The organism is Mesorhizobium ventifaucium (assembly GCF_935822925.1).
Classification (GTDB): Bacteria; Pseudomonadota; Alphaproteobacteria; order Rhizobiales; family Rhizobiaceae; genus Mesorhizobium; species Mesorhizobium ventifaucium.
On record NZ_CAKXZS010000012.1, the window covers coordinates 128,274 to 153,143 of the forward strand.

The window sequence follows — 24,870 nt, forward strand, 5'->3', positions numbered from 1 at the left end:
TGAAGGGCCCTACCGACCGCCTCGCGCGACATTTGCGATACGTTGTGCCTCTCGATTGCTGCTGCATGAGTGGCGAGAATGCTCATTGCAACAAGCATGGCTATCCGTCTCATGGATGCTTTTCCTTCCAGTCGATCTGGTCGTGCATTGTGTCGCTCAGTTCGATCGGAGCTTGCCACTAGCGCGTGCTTCGCCGCCGCTGCCGGACGAGCAAGCACCCTGCACGCCACCGGTGGGAAGCGTCCATTGCGCAGCGCCATCATTAGTCGTGCCGGACTGTCGGTGGCGACATGCCCGTGTTCCTCGTTTGCTCGATCGACCAGCATGGCGATCAGAGCCATACGGAGAACGCTATATTGAGGGCACGCGTGCAGTCGACTGCATCAAGGCCGTGGACGACTAATACCGCGGTAAAGGATCTCCTACGCGCTGGGTGTACCGCCGACAGGCAAGAGGCACAGCCGCTGTTCGCTGCTCAAAGCGGCGCCTTCCGACGTTTGCGCGAGATCACCCATGCTCGCGACGGGTCTGCCTTGGACCTTCGCATGGCATGACCGATGCTTCCGTTCGATGGTCGCGCAGGCCGCGGCAGCGCAATCTCCTCCGCAGACGCCAGGTGGCCGATACGGCCGTGGGTAAGGCGGTCAACAGGAGACAAACATGAGAAACATGAGCTTGGGCAATATCTCACACCCCTCGGTCAAGCATTGCGCCGACAAGATCGACGCGAGGTACCCCCACGGTAGACCGCACCACGAGCTGGTTCCGTCGCGCTACGCGCTGAAGGTCGGCGAGATTGACGTAATGGTGGTCAGCGATGGGGTGCTGTCGCTGCCAGGCGAGATGTTGGGCCACAACGTCGACCCGGCCCTCCGGGCAGCCTGGCTGGAGGACATGTTCCTGCCGCCGGATGTGCTCGAGTGGGCGCTGAACGCGGTCGTGGTGCGTAGCGGCGGCCGAACCATACTCATCGACGCTGGGATGGGGGAGGAGTACCCGGACGCGCGGCGGGCCGGGCTATTGGCCCAGCGACTGGAGGATGCCGGCATCGATCCAACATCCGTGACCGACGTGGTGCTCACCCACATGCACATGGACCACTGTGGCGGGCTGCTCGCCGACGGGGTGAAAGAGCGGCTGCGTCCGGACCTGCGGGTCCACGTCGCGGCCGCCGAGGCCGAGTTCTGGGAGGCGCCCGATTTCTCTCACGTCGCCATGCCGCCGGGGTACCCGGATGCGCTTCGGCGGACGGGTAAGCGGTTCTTGAAAGAGTTCCACGGCAAGCTGCGGACGTTTGAGAACGAGTACGAGGTGGCGCCGGGCGTCGTCGTCCAACGCACCGGCGGTCATACCCCCGGGCACAGCGTGGTTCGACTCGCCTCCGGCGGCGACCGGCTGACATTCGCCGGCGACCTCGTGTTCCAGGTCGGGTTCGAGCACCCCGACTGGTACAACGGCTTCGAACACTTCCCCGAGGAGGCGGCCCGCGCCCGGATCCGTCTTCTGCGGGAGCTCGCGGCGAACCGTGAGTCGCTGGTGGCCACTCACCTGTCGTTCCCGTCCGTCTGCCATGTGGCGATCGACGGCGACGTCTTTCGTTGGGTACCGGGCCCTTGGGAGTACTGACCGCGGGCTTTCGCCGCCACTCCCACACTCGAACAAGGGTCCACAACCAGGAGGCTACAAATGTCAGTCCAGAAGCCGGTTCTAACGCCGCCCAACGGCGGCGAGACAGTGACCACGAGCGGGGGCTCGAGCATCGAGATCAAAGTGGAGAGCAGCCAGTCCGGAGGTGAATATGGCGCTGTCCTGTGGACGGTGCGAGCCGGGGAGGAGCCGCCAATACACACCCACTCGCGCGAGGACGAGCTAGTCTACGTGGTGCAGGGGCAGCTAATCGCGCGGGTCGGCGATGAACGCGTCGAGGTGGGGCCGGGCGCCTACGCGGCTCTTCCCCGTGGTGTGCCGCATACGATCGAGGTGGTCGGCGACCAGGCGACCCTGCTGGCCAGCTTTGTGCCGGGTGGGCTGGAGCGCTTCTTGGTACCCCGGAAAGGCGAGCAGCCCGATCCGGCCGCTTTCGGCCTGACGTTCCCCTAGGGGCGGGGACCGCGGCGCGCGGCGTTCCGTCACCGTGCGCCCGCGCAGGTCCGTCCGCAACGTCGCTCACGACCGACACGTCTCGATCACGCAAAACAGGAGCGCATCATGTCGCAGGCAGAAACAAAACCCCGCACGATTGGTCAGCAGGAGACAAGCAGGAACTTGGACATCACCCCACACCCCTCGGTCAAGCACTGCGCCGACAAGGTGAACGCGAAGTACATCCACGGTAGACCGGAGCCCGAGCTGGTCCCGTCGCGCTATGCGCTGAAGGTCGGCGCGATCGACGTGACGGTGATCAGTGACGGGGTGCTATCGCTGCCGGGCGCGATGTTGGGCCACAACGTCGACAAGACCGTCCGGGAGGCCTGGCTGGAGGACATGTTCCTGCCACCGGATGTGCTCGAGTGGGCGCTGAACGTGGTGCTGGTGCGTAGCGGTGACCAGACCATCCTCGTCGACGCTGGGATCGGGGCCGAGTTCCCGGACTTGAAGAGGGCCGGGAAGTTGGTTCAGCGACTGGACGACGCCGGCATCGATCTCTCATCCGTGACTGACGTGGTGCTGACCCACCTGCACATGGACCACATGGGCGGGCTGCTCGTCGACGGGGTGAAGGAAGTGCTGCGTCCGGATCTGCGGATCCACGTGGCGGCCGCCGAGGTCAAGTTCTGGGCGGAGTCGCCTGATTTCTCCCGCGTCTCCATGCCGCCGGGCTTTCCGGACGCGCTTCGGGAGTCGGCCAAGCGGTTCTTGAAGGAGTACCGCAACCAACTGCGGCCGTTCGAGGACGAGCACGAGGTGGCGCCGGGAGTGCGCGTCCAACGCACAGGCGGCCACACCCCCGGGCACAGCGTCGTCCGCCTGGCGTCCGGCGGCCAACGGCTGACGTTCGCCGGCGACGCCGTGTTCCAGGTCGGGTTTGAGCACCCGGACTGGTACAACGGCTTCGAACACGACCCCGAGGAGGCGGCCCGCGTCCGCATCAGCCTTTTGCGGGAGCTGGCGGCGAACCGCGAGTCGCTACTGGCCACTCACCTGTCGTTCCCGTCCGTCTGCCATGTTGCGGTCGACGGCGATGTCTTTCGTTGGGTGCCAGGCCCCTGGGAGTACTGACCGCTTATCGGGTTAGAGCCCAACGAGCCTGAAAGATCGCTGTCGAGGACCATCGCGCCATGATCGTCTGTTCGTGCAATGTGTTGAGCGATCATGATGTCCGCTCCGCCGTCGAGGCGGAGCGGACGCGCTCCACCAGCCAAGTCTATCGCTGCCTCGGTTGCAGCGCCAAGTGCGGCAGGTGCGCTCGCACCATCCGCCGCCTCATGGATGAAGCGCTCGGCGGTGCCGGTGCAGCATCCCGCAACGGTTGCACTCCGTCCTCGCAATAAAGGAGAACAACGATGGAAACTGAACGCACGGCAAGAACTCATGACCCAGGTCCATCGCAACTGGATGGACTTGTCGAGCCCAGAATGATCGCGCGGCGCAGGTTGCTGAAGTTCCTCGCAGCGAGCCCTCTCGTCGCGACGCCCACGGTCGCCTCCGCCATCGCCAGCTTGCTTGCCTCCGCGCCGGGCCAGGTGTTCGCGCAGAACTACGACGTGCTGCGCGGTTCTCGAAGAGCGCTTGGCCCGGACGGCATCATCACAGCGCCTGGCGACGCGCTGAACGTGTTTGAGTTCGAGCCGGCAGCGAAGAAGGCCGTCCTCAGCCAGGACGCGCCGGCGCACTGGGGCTATCTGGAGAGCGGCGTCGACGGCGACGTAACGCGCGATGCCAACCATACCGCCTACCAGCGTTACAGCCTTCGCGTGAAGCGCCTCATCGACGCGCGCAAGGTCGACACCAGTGTCAAGATCTTCGGTGAGACCTGGGATAGCCCCATCTTCATTTGCCCGGTCAGCAGCCTTGGCGCCTACGACCCCGAGGCGGGGGTCGCTGTGGCGCGTGCGGCCGGCAAGCGCAAGCACCAGATGATCCTCTCCACCGTCGACAACGCGAGCATCGCCGACGCGAACAAGGCGCACGGCTCGCCGGCTTGGTTCCAGCTTTATCCGACCGACGACTGGGTCGTCACGCAGGCGCTGGTGGACCGCGCCGAGGCGGCGGGCACTCCGGTGATCGTCCTCACGGTGGACCGGCAGGGCGGCCGCAACACCGAGGACCTGTTCCGCGCACGACGTCTGGACGAGCGCGACTGCACGGCCTGCCACACTCCGGGATTCACCAACGATGTCAGCCGCAAGGCCAACTTCTTCGATATCGATGTCTCGAAAGTCACTAACCTCTACGGCACCGGGATGACGTGGGAATTCGTCGATCGCCTGCGCGGGATCGTCAAGGGCAAGCTCCTACTGAAAGGTATCATGACAGGCGACGACGCCCGCCGGGCGCTGAGTCACGGCGTGGACGGCATCCTGGTTTCCAACCACGGCGGCCGCGCCGAAGAGAGCGGACAGGCGACGATCGGTGTTTTGGCTGAGGTCGTGGAAGCGGTGGACGGCCACATCCCAGTGCTCGTCGACGGGGGCGTACGCCGCGGCACCGATGTGTTGAAAGCGCTCGCTCTGGGTGCAACTGCCGTCGGCATTGGCCGGCCCTATGTGTGGGGCCTGGCCTCATTCGGAGAAGCCGGCGTGGACCGCGTGCTGGAGATCCTAGACGCCGAGTTCGTTACGATCATGCGGCAGGCGGGAGCGCTGAATATCAAGGAGATCACGCGGGGCAACGTGACCAGCGCCCTTTAGCCGTGATCGGCTGCACGCCGATGGCATGCCCGCCCAGTGAGCGGCACGCCTCTAGTGTGCTTCTACTGCGCGATGCCGCTGATATCGCCCAGGGCTGCGCTCTTGGGACGATCTGCGTGATTGACACGCGGCCACTGAGAACTGAGCTTTGCGCAGCAAGAGGGGCTTGCGGCGCCTTGCAGAATGGGAGGGTCGAACCGCGATTCCACGCTTCGGCGAGCGCGATCATTGCCGATGTCAAGGGCTGGCGGCCTCCAGGTCGATCGTTTAGTCTCATGGCGGAAGTTCGTCGGTTGTTGCTGGTACCGCGCACGGGGCCGCGTTTCGGGTCGCTATGCCACGAAGGTCGCCATGACAGTGGCTCAATCCCAGATAGGGCTGATCTCAAGCGCGCCGCCGAGCCGAGTGCAGAAGCGCGCGGCATTTGTCACAGCTGTGGTGCTTCTGGTCGTGTTTTTTTCGGCGCTGCCGTTCGCCCATGTTCGCCTCGGGCGGCTTGATGTCTTCCTTCCGATTTTCGCGACCATCCTGTTTCTTACCGACTTGATCTCCGCCACACTCCTGTATGCTCACTTCGCGATTTTGCGTTCTTGGTCTCTACGATTGCTCGCGGGCGGCTATCTGTTCTGCGCGTTGACCATCATTCCATATGCTCTCACCTTCCCAGGAGCATTTGCACCAAACGGCTTGTTGCACGCCGGTCTGCAAACCTCGCCGTGGCTATTTACCATTTGGCAAATGGCCTTGCCGACGACCATCATCGTGTACTCGACCGCGCGGAATCTCCCGTCGCAGCGAATGGTCCGTAGCTCCGTTGCGACCGTCGTTGCCGTTGACGCTTGCATCGTGGCTGCCCTGGTGTGCGCTGTGACCTGGTTTCTCACGGCGCACGAGGACATGGTGCCACCCTTGATCGTCACCGTAACCGACACGGCTGCATTTGTGAAATTCGTCTCCGCCTTCATGCTGATGGTAAGTATAGCTGCATTGGTGTCGATTTGGCTTTCACAACGCTCGGTGCTTGACATGTGGCTGCTAATTGTCGCGCTGGCCTGGCTCTTGTCGTCGATCCTCTTGAATCTCGTCGACGTTCGCTTTGACGTCGCCTGGTATGCAAACCGCATTTTAGCGGTTGCGTCAGACAGCTTGGTCTTGCTCGTGTTGCTCGCCGAGTCGACAATGCTCTACGCAAGATTGGCCATGTCGGTGCTGGCGCGCCAAAGAGAGCGCGAAGGCCAACTGATCTCAATCAATGCGGTGTCCGCGGCAATGGCGCATGAGATCAGGCAGCCGTTGACTGCCATTGCGGCGAATGCCAGAGCCGGTTTGAACTGGATCAGAAGGGCTCCGCCTAATCTCGAGAGGGCCCAACGAGCATATGAGCATATTATTTCGGATACCGGCAGGGTCGGCGAAGTCATTCAATCGGTGAGAGAAATGTTCGCCGGCCGCGAGCGACAAAGAACGCTGGTCGATGCCAACGACATCATCAGGGAGACCATCGCACTAGCTAGGGGAGAACTGGAGGATGGAAACGTTGTGGTCGAGTTGGACTTGAGCGAGCCAATTCCGACGGTGCCAGGTCATCGAGGTCAGATTCGGCAGGTTTTGTTGAACCTTGTCAGCAATGCGATCGAGGCCATGCGACACGTGAGCGGTCGACGGCGAGTCCTTCGGATCAGGTCGGAACCGGATGAGCACAATGGCGTAGCGCTATCCGTGGAGGACAATGGGATCGGGGTAGCTCCGGAAAACATGGGGCAGATATTCGACGTGTTCTTTACAACCAGGTCTGATGGAATGGGCATTGGCTTGGCAGTCTGTCGATCGATTGTGGAAGCGCACGGCGGTAAATTGTACATTGCGCGGACTGGCTCTCACGGATCTGTTTTCCGGGTCGCGCTGCCGGGATCGATTGACCCGGATGCTGAGGCATCTCCAGCGCCAATTCGAACGCAGGATATGCGATGAGAGATAAGACAACATCCGGCCACTTGGGGTCCGCTCCTGTGGCGCGTTACGGAAGTGGCTCCGATCCAGACCGGCTTCCGGAGTTCAACCGAACCGGACTCTGGTTAGTCACCGCGCAACATGTTTATGAGTTTACGGTCTAGATCGTCCGAATGCGTTTGAACAACTGGTCGATCACTCGTCGTATGACAACGCCCGTATCTTCGCCGCTCAGGCTTAGGCTCCCACCGCAAGCAGGCGCCTAACATCTCGCGCCCCCGCCGCACCGGCTTGGGCTCCGGCAGCGGCGCGCAAGTTCGCGGAAGCCAGTTCGGGCCGATCCCGTTGACGTTTCCGCGATAGTCCGTCTCACCTTTGACCAATCAAGCAAGGAAAGCCTCATTTTCTTTCCGGCTGAAAATTGACGAAGTGGGTGAACTCCAAGTCGCTGCTCGGCCGTCCGGCCGTCCGGCGCAGCCTTTATTCAGGAACCCATAGACCAACGTATCGGACGCACGCGTCCTCGGCACGATGGTCCGCACCCTGGAAAGGATGGCATGGTTGGGTTTCTTCGTAACCCGACCAAGGAGCATCAGAAATGAGGCTGGGACTCACTCTTTCAAGGATGCAGCAGCTCCTTCAGAGGCTCTGGGCTGTCGATAGTGCGGCGCAGCCAAGGCGCAGCAGCGGCGTCGACGAATTCGCTCGCGCGGCGGTTCGGCCGATCTACTCACGCAACGGGATCAGAGTGTCCGTCGCGTCGAGGAAGGTTCGCGACCCCGAGTGAACACGCTCATCCGTGGTGAAGGCGGCTGTCCAAGGGGCGCAAGCCGATGTCGATACCGGCAATTCGAGACCCAGAGCCAATGCGATGAGCGGTGGACATTCAACCTATGTTCCCAAGACCGGGATCGGACGCTGGTTCGACGCCCGCTTGCCGGTGCCGCGCCTGGTGCATGATCAGTTCATCGTCTATCCAGTCCCGCGCAACCTGAACTACGCCTATTCGTTCGGCGGCATCCTCTCGATGATCTTGGCGGCGCAGATCGTTACCGGCGTCGTGCTGGCCATGCACTACGCAGCCGACACGACACTGGCCTTCAATTCCGTCGACAAGATCATGCGCGACGTGAATTCCGGCTGGCTCCTGCGCTATCTGCATTCAAACGGCGCGTCGTTCTTCTTCATCGCGGTCTACGTCCACATCTCCCGCGGCCTCTATTACGGCTCCTACAAGGCGCCGCGCGAACTGCTGTGGGTTCTCGGCTGCACCAACCTTCTGTTGATGATGGCGACGGCTTTCATGGGCTATGTGCTGCCCTGGGGACAGATGTCGTTCTGGGGCGCGACCGTCATCACCGGCTTCTTCAGCGCCATCCCGCTGGTCGGCGACTGGGTACAGCAACTGCTGCTCGGCGGCTTCGCGGTCGATAATCCGACGCTCAACCGCTTCTTCGCGCTGCATTATCTGCTGCCATTCATGCTGGCGGGCGTCGTCATCCTGCACATCTGGGCGCTTCACATCGTCGGCCAGAACAATCCGGCAGGCATCGATGTGAAGTCGGAAACCGACGTCGTGGACTTCACGCCCCATGCCACGATGAAGGACGGGCTCGGGGCCGTGGTGTTCCTGCTCGCCTTTGCGTATTTCGTCTTCTACATGCCGAACTATCTCGGGCATCCCGACAACTACACCGCCGCCGACCCGCTGAAGACGCCGGCGCATATCGTGCCCGAATGGTACTTCCTGCCCTTCTACGCGATCCTGCGCGCTGTCACCTTCAACATCGGGCCGATCGACTCGAAGCTCGGCGGCGTGCTCGCCATGTTCGGCGCGATCGCCGTGCTGTTCTTCGTGCCCTGGCTCGACACTTCAAAAGTGCGCTCGGCGGTCTACCGGCCCTGGTACAGGCGGTTCTTCTGGCTGTTTGTCGCCAATGCACTCTTCCTCGGGTGGCTGGGATCCAAGCCGGCGGAAGGTTGGTACATCCCCGCCATGCAGGTGTCGACCCTCTACTATTTCGCGTTCTTTCTGGTCGTCATGCCGCTGCTAGGCGTAATCGAGACGCCGCGCCGGCTGCCGAACTCGATATCCGAAGCGATCCTGGAGAAAGGCAAGGAATAACACCGAAGGATCGCTTGCCCCGATGCCCTGCTCTCGCTCAGAGGCGAGGATTGTGAGGATTATGTTGGATCCGAATCCGGTCATGAGCTGGTGGAACGCCCCCTATCTTTACATGGTGCTGGTCGGTCTCGCCGGCATAGTCGTATGGCACGTCATTCCGCAGCGGCTCTCCACCACCAGGCTGATCGTCCAGATCGCCTTCTTCCTCACCATGTCGGTCCTGCTTCTTGACGGAGCTGTGGTTCCCTACGAGCCGACAGGAGGCAATGACATAACCGCGGAAGCAATCCTCGTCGGGACCGCCAACGTACTCTGGTGGATTCACCTCGCCTGGGCTCTGATCGGAGTTGTTCGCATCTATCTCGTGTTCGAGCGAAAACCGCGGGAGGCGCGCCTCCTGCAGGACCTCGTCGTCGGCGTCGTCTACGTTGGGATGCTGCTGTCGATCCTTGCTTTCGTCTTCGGCGCGCCGATCGGAACGCTGGTCGCCACCTCGGGCGTCTTTGCAATCATACTTGGACTGGCGCTCCAGAATACGCTGAGCGACGTCTTTTCGGGCATCGCGCTCAATCTCGGCCGACCATATGTGCTTGGGGATTGGATCGTTCTGAGCGACGGCACCGAAGGCCGCGTTGTCGAGACCAACTGGCGATCAACCCACCTGCTCACCTTGGCGCACAACGTCGTGGCACTGCCGAACAGCTTTCTCGCAAAGCTCGGACTGACCAATGTCAGCAGCCCTGAGGAGAGCCATGGGCTGTCCGTCACGATAAGATTAACCCCGACCAAGATGCCGGCCATCGTCGCGGACGTCATGAACGCGGCCCTACAAAGCAGCAACATAATACTGAAGGAGCCGCCACCAGTGGTCGCCATCAAAGGTCTGGATGCGACAGCGATTGAGGTCGATCTATTTTTTCGCGTAGCAAATGTTGGCCAGCGAATTCCAGCGACGAACGAAATCTTCGACCTTGTCTATCGTCATTCCAAGTCCACGGGTTTGGGGCTGGCGACGCCACCCTCCTCTTCGATTCTCATAAGTGATTTACCGAACGAAGATACGGCAAATCTCCCGCAAGTCACGCCGATCAAGCTTATAAACGCGATACCAATATTCTCGGCCTTGACGGACAACGAAAAAGAGGCCCTCGCAGCAACAACCACAGTGCGCACCTATCGCAAGGGCGATGTCATAGCACGACAGGGAGAGATGCTGCCGTCCCTTATGATTGTTCGGACGGGCATCATTGTCCGAGAGCGCGGCGAAGATGACGCCCGCCCGCAGGAGATCGGCCACCTCGCTCCCGGCGACTTTTTCGGAGAGACGGGTTTGCTCGCGGGCATCGGCGAGACCTCGACCTTGCGGGCCATGAGCCACGTCGTGGTCTATGAGATTGACCAGCAAAACTTTGCACCTCTGCTTCTCGACCGGCCCGAAATGGCTGAAGATCTTGCAGCGGTCCTTGCGGCGAGGATGTCGTCCCTCGGCGGCAGCAACATCGCCGGAGAACAGTACACGAGTTCGAAATTTGCGCTGCTCAAAGCCATGCACAAGGTTTTTCACGCCGTACCGTTCCGGCGCGTTTTGAGCGCCGGCAGACAGGGCGCACAAGAAGGAAGAAAGCCAAGACCATCCGACAAGCCGGCGTCATAGACATCGACACAGTCGTTTTGCCGGTGTCCAGTGAACTGGTGAGCGGTTTCAAGGTGCGGCGCGTATTGCCCTCCAAGTATGGGCGAATGGTCGGCCCCTTTGTTCTCTTCGACCACATTGGTCCTGCGGTGTTTAATACCGGTCAGGGTTTCGACGTGGGGCCGCATCCCCATATCGGCCTCGCGGCCGTGACCTACCTGATCGATGGGGAGATCGTTCACCGGGACAGTCTCGGGAAGGTGCAGGCTCTCCGCCCCGTTGAAGTCAGCTGGATGACGGCGGGTTCGGGGATCGTCCATTCCGAACGGACCCCGCCGGAGGCTCGGGCGTCCGGGAGCAATTTTTTCGGCATTCAGGCCTGGGTTGCCTTTCCTTGCAGGCATGAGGAAGTCGCCGCCGATTTTGCCCACTACAGTGAGCCGGAGATACCGAGGACGTGTGCAAGAGGAGTTGAGTTCACCTTGATCGCCGGAGCCTCGGACGGTTTGGTCTCGCCGGTCAAAACTTTCTCCGACATGGTGTTCGCCGAAATCGTCCTCACCAGCGGCGCACGATACCAGGTCAAGCCCGAACATCACGAGCGGGCGGTCTATGTCGTCGCCGGCGAAGTTGAGATCGTCGGCCGGCCGGGCTCGTTCCGTGAAGCCGAATTGATGTTGTTGGAACCCGGTGCCGAAATCGTGCTCAAGGCGCCGGCCTTCCATTCAACACGACTGATGCTGTTGGGAGGCGAGCCCTTTTCCGAACCGCGGCACGTCTATTGGAACTTCGTATCCTCCTCGACCGAGCGGATCGAGCAGGCCAAGACCGATTGGCGTTAACGCCGGTTCCCGGAAGTGCCTGGGGAGGAAGAATTCGCCCCCTGCCGAAGGATCTGGACCAGAACGCAAATGGCTTACCCTGATCTGCCTTGGCCGGCATGCGACCGCACGTGGCACGGCGGAATGTCCAGCTTGGCCAGGCCGTCGAAAAAGCTGATGGCGCGAAGCTTTCTGCCTCTTCGAGGGTGCGAGGCAGCCGGCGATGCCGGCTTATCGCTGCATAAAGCGGATCCGCGTCATGGTGTCCTCGTCGAGCAAACCGTTGAACCAGACGTCGAACATGGTTTCGGACAGGAACTCGTCATCGCTGGCTTCGGCGAACAGCGTCAGCGACGCCTGCAGTTTGCGTGCATCGACATCGCCAAAGACGGTGCGGACGCTGACGTCGATCAGCCGCTGTAGCGTGCGGACGCTTTCGCGATTGCGTCCTCCCAGCGGCGGCGAGGAGATATAGGCGTTGGCCTCGTCGAGCGATCTGATCGCGTAAGGCTCGAGCGTACAGTCGCTTCCGCGAGAGGCCAGCCTGGGGAACATGAACTCCATGTAGGGAGTACACATGATTGCAGGCATGAATGACTGGGCGCTGTGAGCCGGCACCCGATTGGCTTGCAGTCAATCCTGCCGGGCCTCCATGGCGGGCAGGCGCAATATCACTGTCGTGCCCGACCCGAAGGCGCTTTCGATATCGACGCGCCCGCCGTGTCGCTCGGCAAAATGCTTCACCATCGGCAGGCCGACGCCGCCCAGGCCCGTGCCCTTGGTGGTGAAAAAGAGATCGAAGGCGCGGAGCACGGTCTCGCGCGTCATCCCGATGCCGCTATCTTCGATCCGGAGCTCAATGACGGTTCCAGGATACTGAAAGACCGGGGCGACGCTTATCGAGATCAACCCGCCGTCCGGCATCGCGTCGCGCGCGTTAAACACGAGATTCAAGATCGCGTTTTGCAAACCCAGGGGATCACATATCGCAGCGGGCAGATCTCGCTCAACGCGAACCTCGAGACGGATGTTGGTCTCCGATGTGCTTTGGACGAGGTTTTCGACCTCGGCCAGGCAGGCGCTTACGCTTGCATATTCAGGCGTCCGATGACTCGATGCGGCCCGGCCTACCGTCTCCCGCACGAGCGCGCCGGCTCGCTGCAGGGCAGTCCTGGCGCTGGCGATTACGGGCTCGAGAGTCGGAGCCGTCGAGACGCTCGGGTCGCGGGCGACACGATTCAGCGCAGATGATGCGACCTGAATAAGGTTGCCAAGATCATGAACAACGCTGGCCTTCGACTGCTCTACGGGCGGGTCGGAAAGGGACACATCGGCAGTCTCAAAGAGATATTTGCCGGCCCCGCCTGATCTTGTTTTCGGTCCTGACATTTTCATCCCGCTGCTTTTCGACACTTGGCGGATTGGTCGTGTGATCACCCTATGTTGAGAAGCATTCGTGAGGCGATTGGATCGAGGATGAGGGCGGGCCATACGTCGGTATATGTCTTGTTGCGGTTTTCGTTGGACTGCTTGCCGTGGTGCTTTTGAGACCTAAGGGGAACACCGACTGGACGACGCCAGTTGGCGGCGCGACCGAAACCGCCACTCCCGGCGTACTACCGGGGAACGTCGGCGCCTCTATCCCGGCGGTGCGTTCGAATATGTCCGGCTAACCCTCGGCCAACCGGCTAAAGCCGTCACTCCTGGAGTGCATCGGTCCTAGACTTTCGGATCATCGGACCGAGCCGTGCGTCGAATATTTTCGCGTACCAAGTGGGCGCATTCTCCTAGGCATCGAAAGACCGCCGCACAGGAGAAGACACGTGCAGAAGATCATCAGAGCTCTGGCCCTCGTTTATGCATGCTGCGTGTCGGACAACGGGGCGGCGCAAACCGTGTCCATAGTCGTCGATGGCGGGTCGCACGCGCTGATGGTCTCGCATTCCAGCGCGGTCGCCTCGCCTATCGAGGAAGCCGCCGCATCGGCGCAGTGACGAAACCCGTCGCCTCGCGCCGGCTGCATTCGACAAGTGCAAGCCTCAGGAGACATCGACATGAAAATCGTGGTCATTGGCGGCACTCGGTACATCCAGTTGGCGACCGTCGAGCGGCTGCGTCAACAGGGGCACGATGTCGTGGCGGCGTCGCCGCAATGTCGTGCCCTCGCAACATCGGCACCTCGTGATCCCGGCCATGCTGGCAGACCTCTTCGGGAATTCCTCGAGAACACCGCCTCCATCATGCGCCACCTATGGCTCGGCCGACATCTTTGGCTCGGGGTCCTACGGCAGCGCCTCGGAGGTCATGGGGTCCGGGGCCAAGCGAGGGGAGGCTGCGAAGACAGTGTCGCTTGAGCCAACCCCTTCGGCTCACGGTCGAGCGAGTCGCGGACGCGCCTCTCTCTCATTGAGGAATGCAGGACCGGCAGGGTGAGGAGCCGCCGGCATTATCAGATCTTTTCGAAGTCAGAACAGGAGAATGACATGAAAATCGTAATCATCGGCGGCACCGGACTTATCGGCTCCAAGACCGTCGCAAGGCTGAGCGTGAAGGGCCACGACGTATTGGCGGCGGCGCCAAGTGGCGGCGTCAATACCTTCACCGGTGAAGGATTGGACAAGGCTCTTGCCGGGGCGGCGGTCGTCATCGACCTCGCCAATTCACCGTCGTTCGAGGACAAGGCCGTTCTCGAGTTCTTCGAAACAGCCGGAAAGAACCTGCTTGCGGCGGAGAAGGTTGCCGGCGTGAAACATCACATCGCGCTCTCGATCGTCGGGGCGGAGCGCCTGCCCCGCAGCGGCTACCTGCGCGCCAAGATGGCCCAGGAGAAGCTGATCAGGGAGTCCGGAATTCCCTACACGATCGTTCACTCGACCCAGTTCTTCGAGTTCCTTGGCGGCATTGCGCAGTCGGCAACTGTCGGCGACACCGTCTCGGTATCGTCGGCCTACTTCCAGCCCATCGCCTCCGACGACGTCGCAGACGTCATGGCTGACGTGGCGCTCTCCCAGCCGATTAACGGCGTGATGGAGATCGGCGGCCCCGAGCCGTTCCGGATGAACGAGCTGGTCGCGCGTTTTCTGCAGCTCGCCAACGATCCCAGGAAGGTGATCGGTGATCCTCATGCTCTCTATTTCGGGACCGAGCTAGACGACCGCTCGCTTGTCCCGGGCGCGGGCGCCCGCATCGGTTCGACGTCGTTCGAAGACTGGTTCGAACATGCCCCACCTCGGCGAAGCGGTGTTGCGGCGTAACGGCATCATCTGAAGAGAACTCGCAAGGAAACGAACGATGGACCACGAGCTGCCCTTTGCGCCTCAGGCGAGTCGCCGAGCCCTGCTCCTCGGTGCAGCTGCCGCCGGCATTGCAACCGGCCTGCCCAAATACGCGCTCGCGCAAGGGGCAGCCGGCCAGGAGTCGAACTCATTCATTTCTCAAGAAGGATTAAAAGATATGAGCCCTATTACAACCAAGGACGGCACGAAGATCTATTACAAGGACTGGGGTCCGAAGGACGCCCAACCGATCGTCTTCCATCATGGCTGGCCACTCAGCGCCGACGATTGGGACACGCAGATGCTTTTCTTTGTCGGGCATGGTTTTCGTACTATCGCCCATGACCGGCGCGGGCACGGCCGTTCCGCGCAGGTGAGCGACGGTCACGACATGGATCACTACGCCGCCGACATTGCCGCTGTGGTCGAGCATCTCGACCTGAGAAATACGGTCCACATCGGTCACTCCACCGGCGGTGGTGAAGCCACTCACTATGTCGCGCAGCATGGGCAGCCTCAGGGCCGCGTCGCAAAGCTCGTGCTTATCGGCGCTGTGCCGCCAATCATGGTGAAGACGCCGGCCAATCCTGGTGGCCTTCCGATCGAAGTGTTCGACGGGCTGCGCAAGTCGCTCGCCGACAACCGCGCGCAGTTCTACATCGATTTCCCGTCTGGCCCCTTCTACGGCTTCAACCGGCCGGGCGCGGAAGCGATCCAGGGCGTCATCCAGAACTGGTGGCGGCAGGCCATGATGGGTAGCGCGAAAGCGCAGTATGAAGGCATCAAGGCCTTTTCGGAGACCGATTTCACCCACGACCTCAAGATCATCGACGTGCCGACACTCGTCATGCACGGCACGGACGACCAGATCGTGCCCATTGCCGATTCCGCGCCGTTATCCGCAAAGCTTCTAAAGAACGGCACGCTCAAGATCTATGAGGGCTTTCCGCACGGGATGTGTACCACGCATGCCGATGTGGTGAACGCCGACTTGCTCACCTTCATTAGGTCCTAAGGCTCACGCCGTGCCCTCAGGCGAGAGCCCGATCGCCGGCCGTCCTCCCCTCCGGCCGGCGATCACCCCCAATCTCAACCGCAACTGGAGCCAGACAAATGATCAGGACCATACTCTACAGCACCGCCGCTCTCGCGGCCCTCATCGCCACCTCAGCGCTTGCCGAAGATTCGGCGGGCGTGCCCTTCAAGGGCGTGAAGCTCGTCTACGACCACCCGCTTCCAAACGTGCCCGGCAAGAGCATGAGGGGCGTGCTCGTCGAATATGAGCCCGGCGGCATTTCGCCCGCGCATCTCCACCCCAAGTCCGCCTTCATCTACGCCACGGTCCTCGAAGGAGCGATTAAGAGCCAAGTCAATGATGAGCCGGTAATCACCTATCGCGCCGGCGAAAGCTGGTCCGAGTATCCTGGCGATCGTCACAGCGTCAGCCAGAATGCCAGCGCAACCGAACCCGCCCGGCTGCTGGCCGTGTTCGTCGTCGACACCGACGAGACGGAACTGGTGATCCCATACGACGAATGAACCGGGATTTCATCGCCTGTTTGAACGGGAGGAGCGCCGCGCCGCCGGAGCGTTTAACGAATTCGGCGGCACGGACACTCAACCAAGGACGGCAGCAATGCTTATCGAGAAACTGCATGCCTTCACGTCGTCGCGTCTTGCGGTGATCGACTTCAATGCAACGGTGCAAGCGGCCGCCCTTTCGCTTTCCAGGCCCGGCATCGGCCTCGTTGTCGTGTGCAATGCCGGCGGAAGCGCGGAAGGCGTGCTCAGCAAATCCGACCTCGTGCGCCATCTCACCGGGCCAACGTCCTCAACACCGCCGGTGTCCGACCTGATGTGCAGATCCATCGTCTCGTGCAGTCCGCAGGACGATGTTCATGACGTATGGCAGACCATGGCCGCGCGACGCCTGCAGAACATTCCGGTGATCGACGTTGGCGTCAGGCCTCTCGGCATACTGGACATCCGGGACGCCATGAAAGTCCTGTTCGAGCAGGAAGAAATGCAGGAGCGGATGCTCTTCAACTACGTCACCGGCCTCGGCTACCGCTAGCTGTTTCCTGCAGCGGTGCCGCGCCTCTTCCAGGAATCCTCCCCGAAAGGATTGTGAACATGAAACTATACTACAGTCCGCTCGCGTGCAGTCTTGCCGATCACATAGCCTTGCTCGAGGCGGGCGCGCCATTCGAACGGGAGAGCGTCAATCTGAAGACGAAGCGAACGGCGTCGGGCGCCGATTTCAACGATGTGGCGCGCAAGGGCTACGTTCCGGCGCTGGTGCTGGACAGCGGAGAAGTCCTCACCGAGAACATCGCCGTCCTGGATTGGCTGGCTATGGAGTATCCGGCGCTCGGCGTTCCGGAAAATCTCGGCCGTACCCGCGTGCTGGAAGCGCTGGCTTTCATCTCGACCGAGGTGCACCGCAGCTTCAAGCCGATGTGGCATGCGAGCAGCGACGGTCAAAAGGCACAGGCAAGAGCGACGATTTCCAGGCTGCTGGACATCCTTTCGGGCAATCTTGCGGGCGACTACCTGTTTGGCGCAAAACCCAGCGTGGCCGACTTCTATCTTTTCGTGATGCTGCTGTGGGCCGAGCGCTTCGATGTCACCGTTCCCGCGCCATTGATTGCCTTGCGTAAGCGTATGGCGAGCCGTCCGGCCGTGCAGGAGGCAATGCGGCAAGAGGGCCTCATCTCTTTGATAGACAATGAACGAGCGTCTCGGGTTCGTGAGGCAAAGCCGCCGGTCGCAACTCGCTAAGGAGATTATGGACATGAACCGAACCAGCAGTCGGATGCTTGCGGAAATTTCGGTTCCCGATACGCCGCTCGTGGAACGGGCCCTCGACTATGCCCGCCGGGAAAGCGAGCCATATCTGTTCAATCATGTTGTCCGCTCCTGGTTGTTTGCGGCACGGATCGGACAGCTTCGCAACATTGATCACGACGCGGAAGTCGTCGCCCTAGGGACGCTGCTGCACGACATCACGCTCAACGAACGGTTTGACGGTCCGCGCCGCTTCGAAGTCGAAGGCGCTGATCTGGCTCGGATCTTCGCCCGGCAAGGCGGGGTCGACGAGCGCCGAGCCCAACTGATCTGGGACAGCGTCGCCCTCAACTCCACACCATCCATCGGCCTCTACAAGGAGGCGGAGGTGGCGCTCTGTACTGCCGGCATCTGCCTGGATGTGATCGGCCTGCAATACGAGCTTATCCCCGCAGCAGAGATAGCGAGGATCGTTGAGGAATTCCCGCGGCTCGAAATGAAGCGGCGGATGAGCCGGTGCTTCTGTCACATCGCCGAGGCCAGACCGGAAACGACCTACGACAATTTCGTCCGGGATTTCGGTGAACGCTATGTACCTGGATATCGAGTTCCTTCCTCCGTCGACCTTGTGTCGAACGCACCCTTCGAAGGGTGAACACGGCTAACAGCCAGATCGTCCGACAGTTCCGCGCATGGAACACAACATCGGGAACTCGTACGTTGCTGTAGCTTCACTCAGGGCTATCGCATATGAGCTGGTGGCAGGCTTACCTGTCCGCCTTAGTCCTGCCCTCATGCGATAGTCCTGGCCTTGACCCGACAAGTCCGCTGCCTTCAAGCCAACCTCCTCGTAAAGCACGAGAAGGAATTCCCTGCGCGCTAGGTGATCCTTTCGGACGGAAGCATCTATCGGCTTATGCCAAAGTCTTGTTCGCGCCGGCCTCGCGCATCGGCGCCGGCAGCGTCTCCCATGCCCGGATCAACTCGCCGATGGAAGCAGCCTCCATCTTGCGCATGACGTTGCCGCGGTGCAGCTTCACCGTAACCTCGCTGATGCCGAGATCGAAGGCGATCTGTTTGTTTAGACGTCCCCACGCGACCTGACAAAGAACCTCGCGCTCCCGTGGCGTCAGCGTCTCGAGACGTTCGAGGTTGCGTTTGACGACCGCGGATGCCGCCCGCCGCGCGGCATCCGCGGCAACACCGGCGATTACCGCATCAAGCAGCGTCTGGTCCCGCACCGGCTTCGTGAGGAAGTCCACCGCTCCGGCCTTCATTGCCTGCACGGTCATTGGAATGTCGCCGTGCCCGGTCAGGAAGATGATCGGCTTGGGGTTGCCCGTTTGGGCCAGATGAAGCTGCAGGTCGAGGCCGCTCGCTCCCGGCATGCGCACGTCGAGGATCAGGCAACCGGAACTGTCCAGTACGTCGGCATTGAGCAATTCGCGCGTCGAGCTAAAACAGACGGGCTGAAACCCGGCAGAAAGTATCAATTCGGACAGCCCCTCGCGGACAGCCGCATCGTCATCCACAATGATGACGAGTGGCTGCTCCGCTTCGTTGTTCCGCTGCGATGACAACGGCGCCGATCTCCGTAGGTGCGGCTGCTCAAGTCTCATGCTAACCTCCATTTTTCGATTTGCGTAAGACATCGCCGATGGCTGCCAGCATGACCTGCGCATCGAAGGGCTTGCGGAAGCATCCGCTGACGCCCTCTGCTTGGTCCGCATCGGCAATCTCGTGGCGTCCGGTGATCAAGAACATCGGCAGATCCGGGCGCACCTTCTTCACCAGGTCACAAAGTTCGAAGCCGTCCATGCCGGGCATCCCGATGTCGGTGATGAGCACGTCCAGGCCGGACAGCCCGCTAATGAGCAATGATCGCGCCGACGAGAAGCTGCGAGCCACATAGCCTGCGGACTCCAGCAGATTCTCCAGCGACTCGAGCAGCCTTGGATCATCATCGACAACCGCCACAACTGGTCTTCTCTTGATCACACCCGGGTCCCTCCCGTTCGTCGCGAGTGGGTGATCGGTATCTCCAATCGCTCCGCGATCCGCACGAGATCGGCGAGCGACGCCGCCGCCATTTTCTGCATCACGTTCCTTCTATGGATTTCCAGCGTGACTTCGCTGATCCCCAGCTCGGCGGCGGCCTGCTTGTTGAGCAAACCGCTCACCACCAGTGGCAGCACCTCGCGCTCGCGTGGCGTCAGCTCGAGATAACGTCGTCTCAACACGCCAAGTTCGGCGCGCGCTGACCTCTTTTCCCGATCCTGGGCGATTGCCGCATCGATTGCGGCCATGAGGTTCGCATCACTGAAGGGCTTGGTCAGGAAATCCACGGCGCCGTGCTTGATCGCGCGCACGGACGACGGGATGTCGCCATGCCCAGTTATGAAAACGATCGGCGGATGGTTCCCCTTCGCGATCTGCCTCTGCAGGTCGAGCCCGTTGATATCCGGCAGCTCGACATCGAGAATGATGCACGAGGGGACGTCCGGCTTCTCCGCGCCGATGTAGTCTCCGGCCGATCCGAACGCCAGGGCGCGCATTCCGTGCGACGCCAGAAGCTCTCCGAGCGCCTCCCGGATCCGCGCATCGTCATCGACGATGAATACGATATGGTCGTCCGTCGTCATTGCGCCTTCTTTACTTCAACCAGGGCAGCATTCTCGCGCGCGGGATTCGCCAACTCATTCCGCACCGTAGCCTCTCTTTGACCGTCCGGCACCCTATGGAAATCCTGTACGCTCTTCTTCGCGTTTGCAACGCGCGTGCAGGGTGTCGTTTGCGCGCCGAACGTTAAGCTGTAGGATGGCATCTTGGAGGTCGAGACCGACCCGGACGCGAGGACGCTCCGGCCGCCGAGTGAGGCGTAGCCGGCATGACCGAAACTCCGCGAGATCCTTGGATACCCCGCGAACCCGCGTCCCTAGTGATAGGTGCGATCGCCGCGCAGGTGATCGGTGGGCTGGTCCCACAGATGTCGCCCTTTGTGATTGCCGGGCTGATGGCCGGCCTCTCGCTGTCGGAACGCGACTCCGGCCTCGTCGTCTCCGCCGAGTTTCTCACTCTCGCTGCCACGGCCATCGCCATTGCGCCCGTCCTGCCCAGGCTTTCCTATCGGCGCGTCGGTCTTGTCGCCGCCGCGCTGACATTGCTCGCCCAAGGCGCATCGACCTTCAGCGCCTCGTGGACATCGCTCGTCCTGCTTCGTAGCCTGGCGGGCGTCGGCGAGGGTGCGCTTTACGCCGTATCGCTCTCGATCGTCGCCTCGCATTGCAGGAACCCGGATAGGGTCTACGGCTACTTCCAGGTCGTCTGGGCCTTGGGCAGCGCCGGGCTCTTCGCCGTCGGCGGAGAGGTCACCGCCGCTTTCGCCCATCGCGGCATCCTTGGGCTCATCGCGGGCGTGACGCTTGCACTCGCGCCGCTCCTGTTCCTTGTTCCGGACGTACGCGCCAAAACCGGCAGCGGAACCTTGGTCGCCTCGGCACAAGCCTCCCCGATGCTCTGTGTCATGACGCTCGCGTCGATCGTGGTCTACGTGGCTGCGTCCGCCGCGATTTACGCGTTTAGCGCCCCCTTGGGCGAGCGCGCTGGCCTCGACACGAGCGCCGTCGGCTATGCGCTGACGGTCTCGACGCTGGTCGGTCTCGCAGGGGCGGGAGCCGCAACCGCGCTCAACGTGCGCTGGGGACGGGCGATCCCCATATCGGGGTTCTGCATCGGCTTCATGCTCGTCGTGCTCGCGCTTTGTTTCTGGCGCAACCCAGCCGCCTATGTCATCGCTCTCGGCGGCTCGGTCGTCGTTTACTATTTCTCGATGCCCTACCTGTTGGGCCTCGCCGCCGCGCTCGATCGCAGCGGACGTTGGGCCGCGGCGGCGGGATCGGCCTATCTGATCGGTTTTGCCGCCGGCCCCCTAGTCGCGGGCGCCGTGATCGTAGCGGCGGGCTACGCCGGTCTCGCCGCCGTCTGCGTTGCATTCACGCTTGCCGCCTGGGGGCTCGCGATGGCCGTCAATCGGGGCGTTACGACATCGTCGCGCTGCCCCCATTCGTCGCGAGCGGAAGCGTGAAAGCGACGGTAGCGCCCCTCGCCTCGTCGTTGGCCGTCCAGAGGCTGCCCCCATGCGATTCGATGATCGAACGGCAAATGGCGAGCCCCATGCCCATCCCGTGCTGCTTGGTCGTGAAGAACGGCTCGAAGACGCGATCGGCGTCCTTGAATCCGGTTCCGGTGTCGCGAACCTCGACGCGGATTGCATGAAGGTCGTCCCGGGACGAGCGGATCTGAAGCGCACGCGCGCCCTCGACCACGGCCTCCATGGCCTCGATCCCGTTCCGGATCAGGTTCACGAGCACCTGCTGCACCTGTACGCAATCGAGCGCGACCGGCGGCAGGTCCGGCTCGAGGTTTGTCTCGACGCGGATGTCTTTCGCGGCGATCTCGTCGGCCATCAGCCGGCAGACTTCACTGATCACGCGGTTGATGTTCTCAGACGATTTGGCGTTGGTTGTCTGTCGGAATAGGGCGCGGATGCGGCTGACGACATCCGCCGCCGAGTTGGCGTCTCGGGTGATGCGCTCCGCGGTGATCTTCGCGCGCTCGACATTCGGCGGCTCCGCGGACAGCCAGCGGTGACATGCCTGTGAATTGGCGACTATCGCAGCCAGCGGCTGGTTCACCTCGTGCCCGATGGATGCGGAAAGCTCGGCCAAGCTTGCCGCCTGCGTTGCCCGCGCGAGTCTCTCGGAAGCGCGCCGCAACGCCTCTTCGGCCCGCACCTGATTGTCGATGTCGTGACAGAGGCCGAACCACTGGACAATACGTCCGCTCTCATCCCGCATCGGCTCTGCCCGACCCGACATCCAGCGGTAGACGCCATCATGCCGGCGCAGGCGGTAGGTCATGGAAAACGGCTCGCCCGTGCGGAGACAGCGTGCGAAAACATCCCAGACCTCATCCACCTCGTCCGGGTGGAACATGGTATTGAACACCGCCTCCATCCGAGGCTTGTCCTCTACATCCAAGCCGAAATAGTCCGCCATGTGCTTATTGGCGAATGTGGTCTCCCCTTCCGGGCTCACGCGCCAGAGGTGACTTGGAACCATTTCCACGAGCAGCGAGAGCTCCCGCTCCCGCTCCCGCAGCGCCTCCTGCGCACGCACCTCATGGTCAATATCGAGAGAAACCCCGTACCACTCTGCGATAACTCCGTCCTGATCACGCCGAGGCTCCACCCTGCACTCCGCCCAGCGATAGGCGCCGTCCTTCTCGCGCCACCGAAACCGCATCGCGGAGCCGCCGCCGGTGTCGAAACAGTTCCGCAACGTACACTGCACCTCGGAAGCGTCTTCGGGATGAATCAACTCCTGCAGCAACGTCTCGATGCGCGGCTCTCCAAGCGCGTCGAAGTTCGGGATGACGGCGCGGAAATGGTCCTGATATCGTTTGTTGAAATAGATGGGGCCGCCAGTCGGCCTTACGCTCCAGATACGGACCGGCACCGCGTCGATCATCTGCTGAAGCTGCCGCTCGCTCCGCCGTAGCGCCTCTTCGGCGTGCATCTGATCGTCTATGTCGATGGAAACCTGGTACCAGTGGACGATCGTTCCGTCTTGATCGCGCAGAGGCTCGCAACGCCCCTCCATCCAGCGATAACTGCCGTCTTTGCAGCGCCGGCGATACCGCATCATGAAGGCGTCGCCAGCCTTGAGGCAATTGGCAGACGTACGCAGCACCTCGGGGGCATCTTCAGGATGTACCAGCTTTTGCGCCACCATGGTGGAGCCTTCGAAGTTCGCACCGGAGAGGCCGAGTTCCTCCAAGGATCGTTTGTTGACGTAGGCCAGCTTGCCATCGGGCGTCCAGCTCCAGACGTGGACTGGCAGGGCGTCGACAAGCTGCTGAAGCTCCCGCTCGCTCCGCCGGAGCGCCTCTTCGGCATGCATCTGATCGTCAATGTCGTGACAGAGGCCGTACCACTGTACGATGCGCCCGTTCTGATCCCGCATCGGTTCTGCGCGGCTCGACATCCAGTGATAGACACCATCGGCGCGACGCAGGCGGTATCGCAACGCAAAGTTTTCGCCGGTGGCGAGGCTGCGACGGAGCGCGTCGCCGAACCCGATTGCCTCGTCCGGATGGATGGTTTCAATGACCGCCTCCAGCCGGCTCATACCCCGTTTGTCCAAATCCGCTACGTCCAGGCCGAGGAAATCGATCATGCGCTTGTTGAAAAAGGTCGGCTCGCCGTCGGGCGTCAGACGCCAGACGTGGCTCGGAACCATGTCGACAAGCTGCGAGAGCTCCCGCTCGCTGTCGCGCAGCGTGAGCAGCGCCTGCTGGTGCTGCCGGGAAACGGCGGCCACGGTGAGCACGGAAAATGCCGAGATGGCCAGAAAAAGCTGCAGCGCAAACTGCATCTGCTTCTGGAACTCAGGATCGCCGACGAATTGGCTTGTGCCGGATATCGTGAATACCACCGTGATCAGGGCGAGAAGGGTCAAGGCGACGGCGGCGCCTTTGAACTCGAAGCGCACCGCGGCCCAAAGAAGCGGCGGCATGACGATGTAGGCTGAGGGCAGGTGACCGCTCAAGGAAAGGGCGGCGACACCGAGAAAGATCAGCCCTAGGACGCAGGCTTCCATCCAACGCGCGGCCGAGAGCTGGGTCCTGCCGCCACAGTTTTGCAACACGGCCAGCGCCAGTGGCGCCACAATCAAGACCCCGGTGGCGTCTCCGAGCCAAAATAGAGGCCAAGCGGCCGCGAAGGTTTGCATGCCAAACCACGCAAGCGTCGCGCTTCCCACCGTCGCGCTTGCGACTGGCGCAATTCCCGCGCCCAATACGACCAGTGTAAGAACTTCCTGCAAGGTTTCCAGCCGAAACGGCCGTCTGCAGGCCCAGGTCACGAGCCATGCGCCGGCCACCGCTTCAAGAACGTTGCCGGTATAGATCAGCAAGGCAACGGACAGTGGATTATGGAACCACAAGGCGTTGCTGAACAGTTCAGCCAGGCAGCCCCCCAACACCCACCACGGCCAGCTGTGCCTGGAGGCGAGGATAAGCGTAGCCATGAAAAGCCCGCTGGGAGGCCAAATGGAAATACCTGTTCCAGGCACGATTGCGAGCGCCTGAGCGAATCCGCAGCCCAATACATATGCTGCAGTGAAGAGCCCCAGGTGCAGGAAGTGGGGGCGGCGCGACCAGACTGACATCATCGACTTCTCCTGCCGGGCAAAGAAAGGCTGGGAACTGTCAGCGCTTGATGTAGCACTTCTCCTCGATGTCTGGGTCGGCAAATTCATACCCGCACTCTAGTCCCGCCATCCTGCGGCCGCACCTCATGGAAATCCATGAGCCGACGCGTATTTCTTAGCCGTCGGGATGGTGCTGCCTGGGTCATGAACTCATAAAA

General features: G+C 61.8%; 23 protein-coding genes and 1 pseudogene. 18 read left to right on the forward strand and 6 right to left on the reverse strand.

The features are described 5' to 3' along the window. Positions 1–669 precede the first annotated feature (669 nt). The 9 genes from NMG70_RS11650 (at position 670) to NMG70_RS11690 (ending at position 11,400) form a co-directional block, all read left to right on the forward strand. Positions 670–1,626: an MBL fold metallo-hydrolase gene (locus NMG70_RS11650; RefSeq protein WP_436798377.1), complete on the forward strand. Its 957-nt coding sequence runs from the start codon at positions 670–672 to the stop codon at positions 1,624–1,626. Between the two features lie 60 nt (positions 1,627–1,686). Then, positions 1,687–2,100: a cupin domain-containing protein gene (locus NMG70_RS11655; RefSeq protein WP_254024653.1), complete on the forward strand. Its 414-nt coding sequence runs from the start codon at positions 1,687–1,689 to the stop codon at positions 2,098–2,100. 108 nt (positions 2,101–2,208) lie between these two features. Next, entirely contained in the window at positions 2,209–3,219 is a 1,011-nt protein-coding gene (locus NMG70_RS11660) for an MBL fold metallo-hydrolase (RefSeq protein WP_254024654.1), read from the forward strand. A 59-nt stretch (positions 3,220–3,278) separates the two neighbouring features. Next, entirely contained in the window at positions 3,279–3,491 is a 213-nt protein-coding gene (locus NMG70_RS11665; RefSeq protein ID WP_254024655.1) for a (2Fe-2S)-binding protein, read from the forward strand. 12 nt (positions 3,492–3,503) lie between these two features. Further along, positions 3,504–4,850 carry an alpha-hydroxy acid oxidase gene (locus NMG70_RS11670; protein WP_254024656.1) on the forward strand — a complete coding sequence of 449 codons (1,347 nt, stop codon included), beginning with the start codon at positions 3,504–3,506 and terminating at the stop codon, positions 4,848–4,850. A 351-nt stretch (positions 4,851–5,201) separates the two neighbouring features. Continuing rightward, complete coding sequence (locus NMG70_RS11675; RefSeq protein ID WP_254024657.1) at positions 5,202–6,821, forward strand: MASE4 domain-containing protein; 1,620 nt, start codon at positions 5,202–5,204, stop codon at positions 6,819–6,821. A gap of 850 nt (positions 6,822–7,671) precedes the next feature. Continuing rightward, positions 7,672–8,925 (forward strand): cytochrome b, encoded by a 1,254-nt coding sequence (locus NMG70_RS11680; RefSeq protein ID WP_254024658.1) that lies wholly within the window; start codon positions 7,672–7,674, stop codon positions 8,923–8,925. A gap of 61 nt (positions 8,926–8,986) precedes the next feature. Then, the gene (locus NMG70_RS11685) at positions 8,987–10,579 is read left to right on the forward strand and encodes a mechanosensitive ion channel family protein (RefSeq protein WP_254024659.1); all 1,593 of its coding nucleotides are present in this window, start codon (positions 8,987–8,989) and stop codon (positions 10,577–10,579) included. Positions 10,580–10,614: 35 nt separating this feature from the next. Then, positions 10,615–11,400 carry a pirin family protein gene (locus tag NMG70_RS11690; protein ID WP_301555151.1) on the forward strand — a complete coding sequence of 262 codons (786 nt, stop codon included), beginning with the start codon at positions 10,615–10,617 and terminating at the stop codon, positions 11,398–11,400. 210 nt (positions 11,401–11,610) lie between these two features. On the opposite strand, the gene NMG70_RS11695 is transcribed toward NMG70_RS11690, so the two are convergent. Together NMG70_RS11695 and NMG70_RS11700 are read right to left on the reverse strand one after the other, a co-directional pair. Continuing rightward, positions 11,611–11,970, reverse strand: a complete 360-nt coding sequence (locus tag NMG70_RS11695; RefSeq protein ID WP_367185523.1) for a DUF1810 family protein — start codon at positions 11,968–11,970, stop codon at positions 11,611–11,613. Positions 11,971–12,012: 42 nt separating this feature from the next. Beyond that, complete coding sequence (locus NMG70_RS11700; RefSeq protein ID WP_254024662.1) at positions 12,013–12,768, reverse strand: sensor histidine kinase; 756 nt, start codon at positions 12,766–12,768, stop codon at positions 12,013–12,015. 434 nt (positions 12,769–13,202) lie between these two features. Between NMG70_RS11700 and NMG70_RS11705 the strand changes: the two genes are divergently transcribed. The 8 genes and pseudogenes from NMG70_RS11705 to NMG70_RS11740 all read left to right on the forward strand — a co-directional run bounded on the left by NMG70_RS11705 (position 13,203) and on the right by NMG70_RS11740 (position 18,096). Next, entirely contained in the window at positions 13,203–13,373 is a 171-nt protein-coding gene (locus tag NMG70_RS11705) for a hypothetical protein (RefSeq protein ID WP_254024663.1), read from the forward strand. A 60-nt stretch (positions 13,374–13,433) separates the two neighbouring features. Next, a pseudogene (locus NMG70_RS11710) lies at positions 13,434–13,529 on the forward strand (NmrA family transcriptional regulator); the annotation flags it as partial. 333 nt (positions 13,530–13,862) lie between these two features. Next, entirely contained in the window at positions 13,863–14,633 is a 771-nt protein-coding gene (locus NMG70_RS11715; RefSeq protein ID WP_254024664.1) for an SDR family oxidoreductase, read from the forward strand. A gap of 199 nt (positions 14,634–14,832) precedes the next feature. Beyond that, on the forward strand, positions 14,833–15,669 hold the full coding sequence (locus NMG70_RS11720) for an alpha/beta fold hydrolase (protein WP_254024665.1): 837 nt from the start codon (positions 14,833–14,835) through the stop codon (positions 15,667–15,669). Positions 15,670–15,767: 98 nt separating this feature from the next. Next, entirely contained in the window at positions 15,768–16,193 is a 426-nt protein-coding gene (locus tag NMG70_RS11725) for a cupin domain-containing protein (RefSeq protein WP_254024666.1), read from the forward strand. 97 nt (positions 16,194–16,290) lie between these two features. Then, on the forward strand, positions 16,291–16,728 hold the full coding sequence (locus NMG70_RS11730) for a CBS domain-containing protein (RefSeq protein ID WP_254024667.1): 438 nt from the start codon (positions 16,291–16,293) through the stop codon (positions 16,726–16,728). Between the two features lie 59 nt (positions 16,729–16,787). After that, positions 16,788–17,435, forward strand: coding sequence for a glutathione S-transferase C-terminal domain-containing protein (locus NMG70_RS11735; RefSeq protein WP_254024668.1), 648 nt, complete (start codon positions 16,788–16,790; stop codon positions 17,433–17,435). 13 nt (positions 17,436–17,448) lie between these two features. Beyond that, the gene (locus NMG70_RS11740; RefSeq protein ID WP_254024669.1) at positions 17,449–18,096 is read left to right on the forward strand and encodes an HD domain-containing protein; all 648 of its coding nucleotides are present in this window, start codon (positions 17,449–17,451) and stop codon (positions 18,094–18,096) included. Between the two features lie 259 nt (positions 18,097–18,355). Here NMG70_RS11740 and NMG70_RS11745 read toward each other — a convergent pair whose 3' ends face one another. Genes NMG70_RS11745 through NMG70_RS11755 form a run of 3 tightly spaced genes read right to left on the reverse strand, consistent with a single transcriptional unit; the run spans position 18,356 to position 20,083 of the window. Continuing rightward, positions 18,356–19,060 (reverse strand): response regulator transcription factor, encoded by a 705-nt coding sequence (locus NMG70_RS11745; protein WP_254024670.1) that lies wholly within the window; start codon positions 19,058–19,060, stop codon positions 18,356–18,358. Between the two features lies 1 nt (position 19,061). Then, a complete protein-coding gene (locus NMG70_RS11750; protein ID WP_254024671.1) occupies positions 19,062–19,439 on the reverse strand; it encodes a response regulator in 378 nt (125 codons plus the stop codon). After that, the gene (locus NMG70_RS11755; protein WP_254024672.1) at positions 19,436–20,083 is read right to left on the reverse strand and encodes a response regulator transcription factor; all 648 of its coding nucleotides are present in this window, start codon (positions 20,081–20,083) and stop codon (positions 19,436–19,438) included. The genes NMG70_RS11750 and NMG70_RS11755 overlap by 4 nt, the downstream gene beginning before the upstream one ends. 245 nt (positions 20,084–20,328) lie before the next feature. Between NMG70_RS11755 and NMG70_RS11760 the strand changes: the two genes are divergently transcribed. Then, positions 20,329–21,525 (forward strand): MFS transporter, encoded by a 1,197-nt coding sequence (locus NMG70_RS11760; RefSeq protein ID WP_254024673.1) that lies wholly within the window; start codon positions 20,329–20,331, stop codon positions 21,523–21,525. Here the strand turns inward: NMG70_RS11760 and NMG70_RS11765 are convergent. After that, entirely contained in the window at positions 21,479–24,673 is a 3,195-nt protein-coding gene (locus NMG70_RS11765) for a PAS domain-containing protein (protein WP_254024674.1), read from the reverse strand. The two genes, NMG70_RS11760 and NMG70_RS11765, sit on opposite strands and share 47 nt — an antisense overlap. Positions 24,674–24,870: the final 197 nt, after the last annotated feature.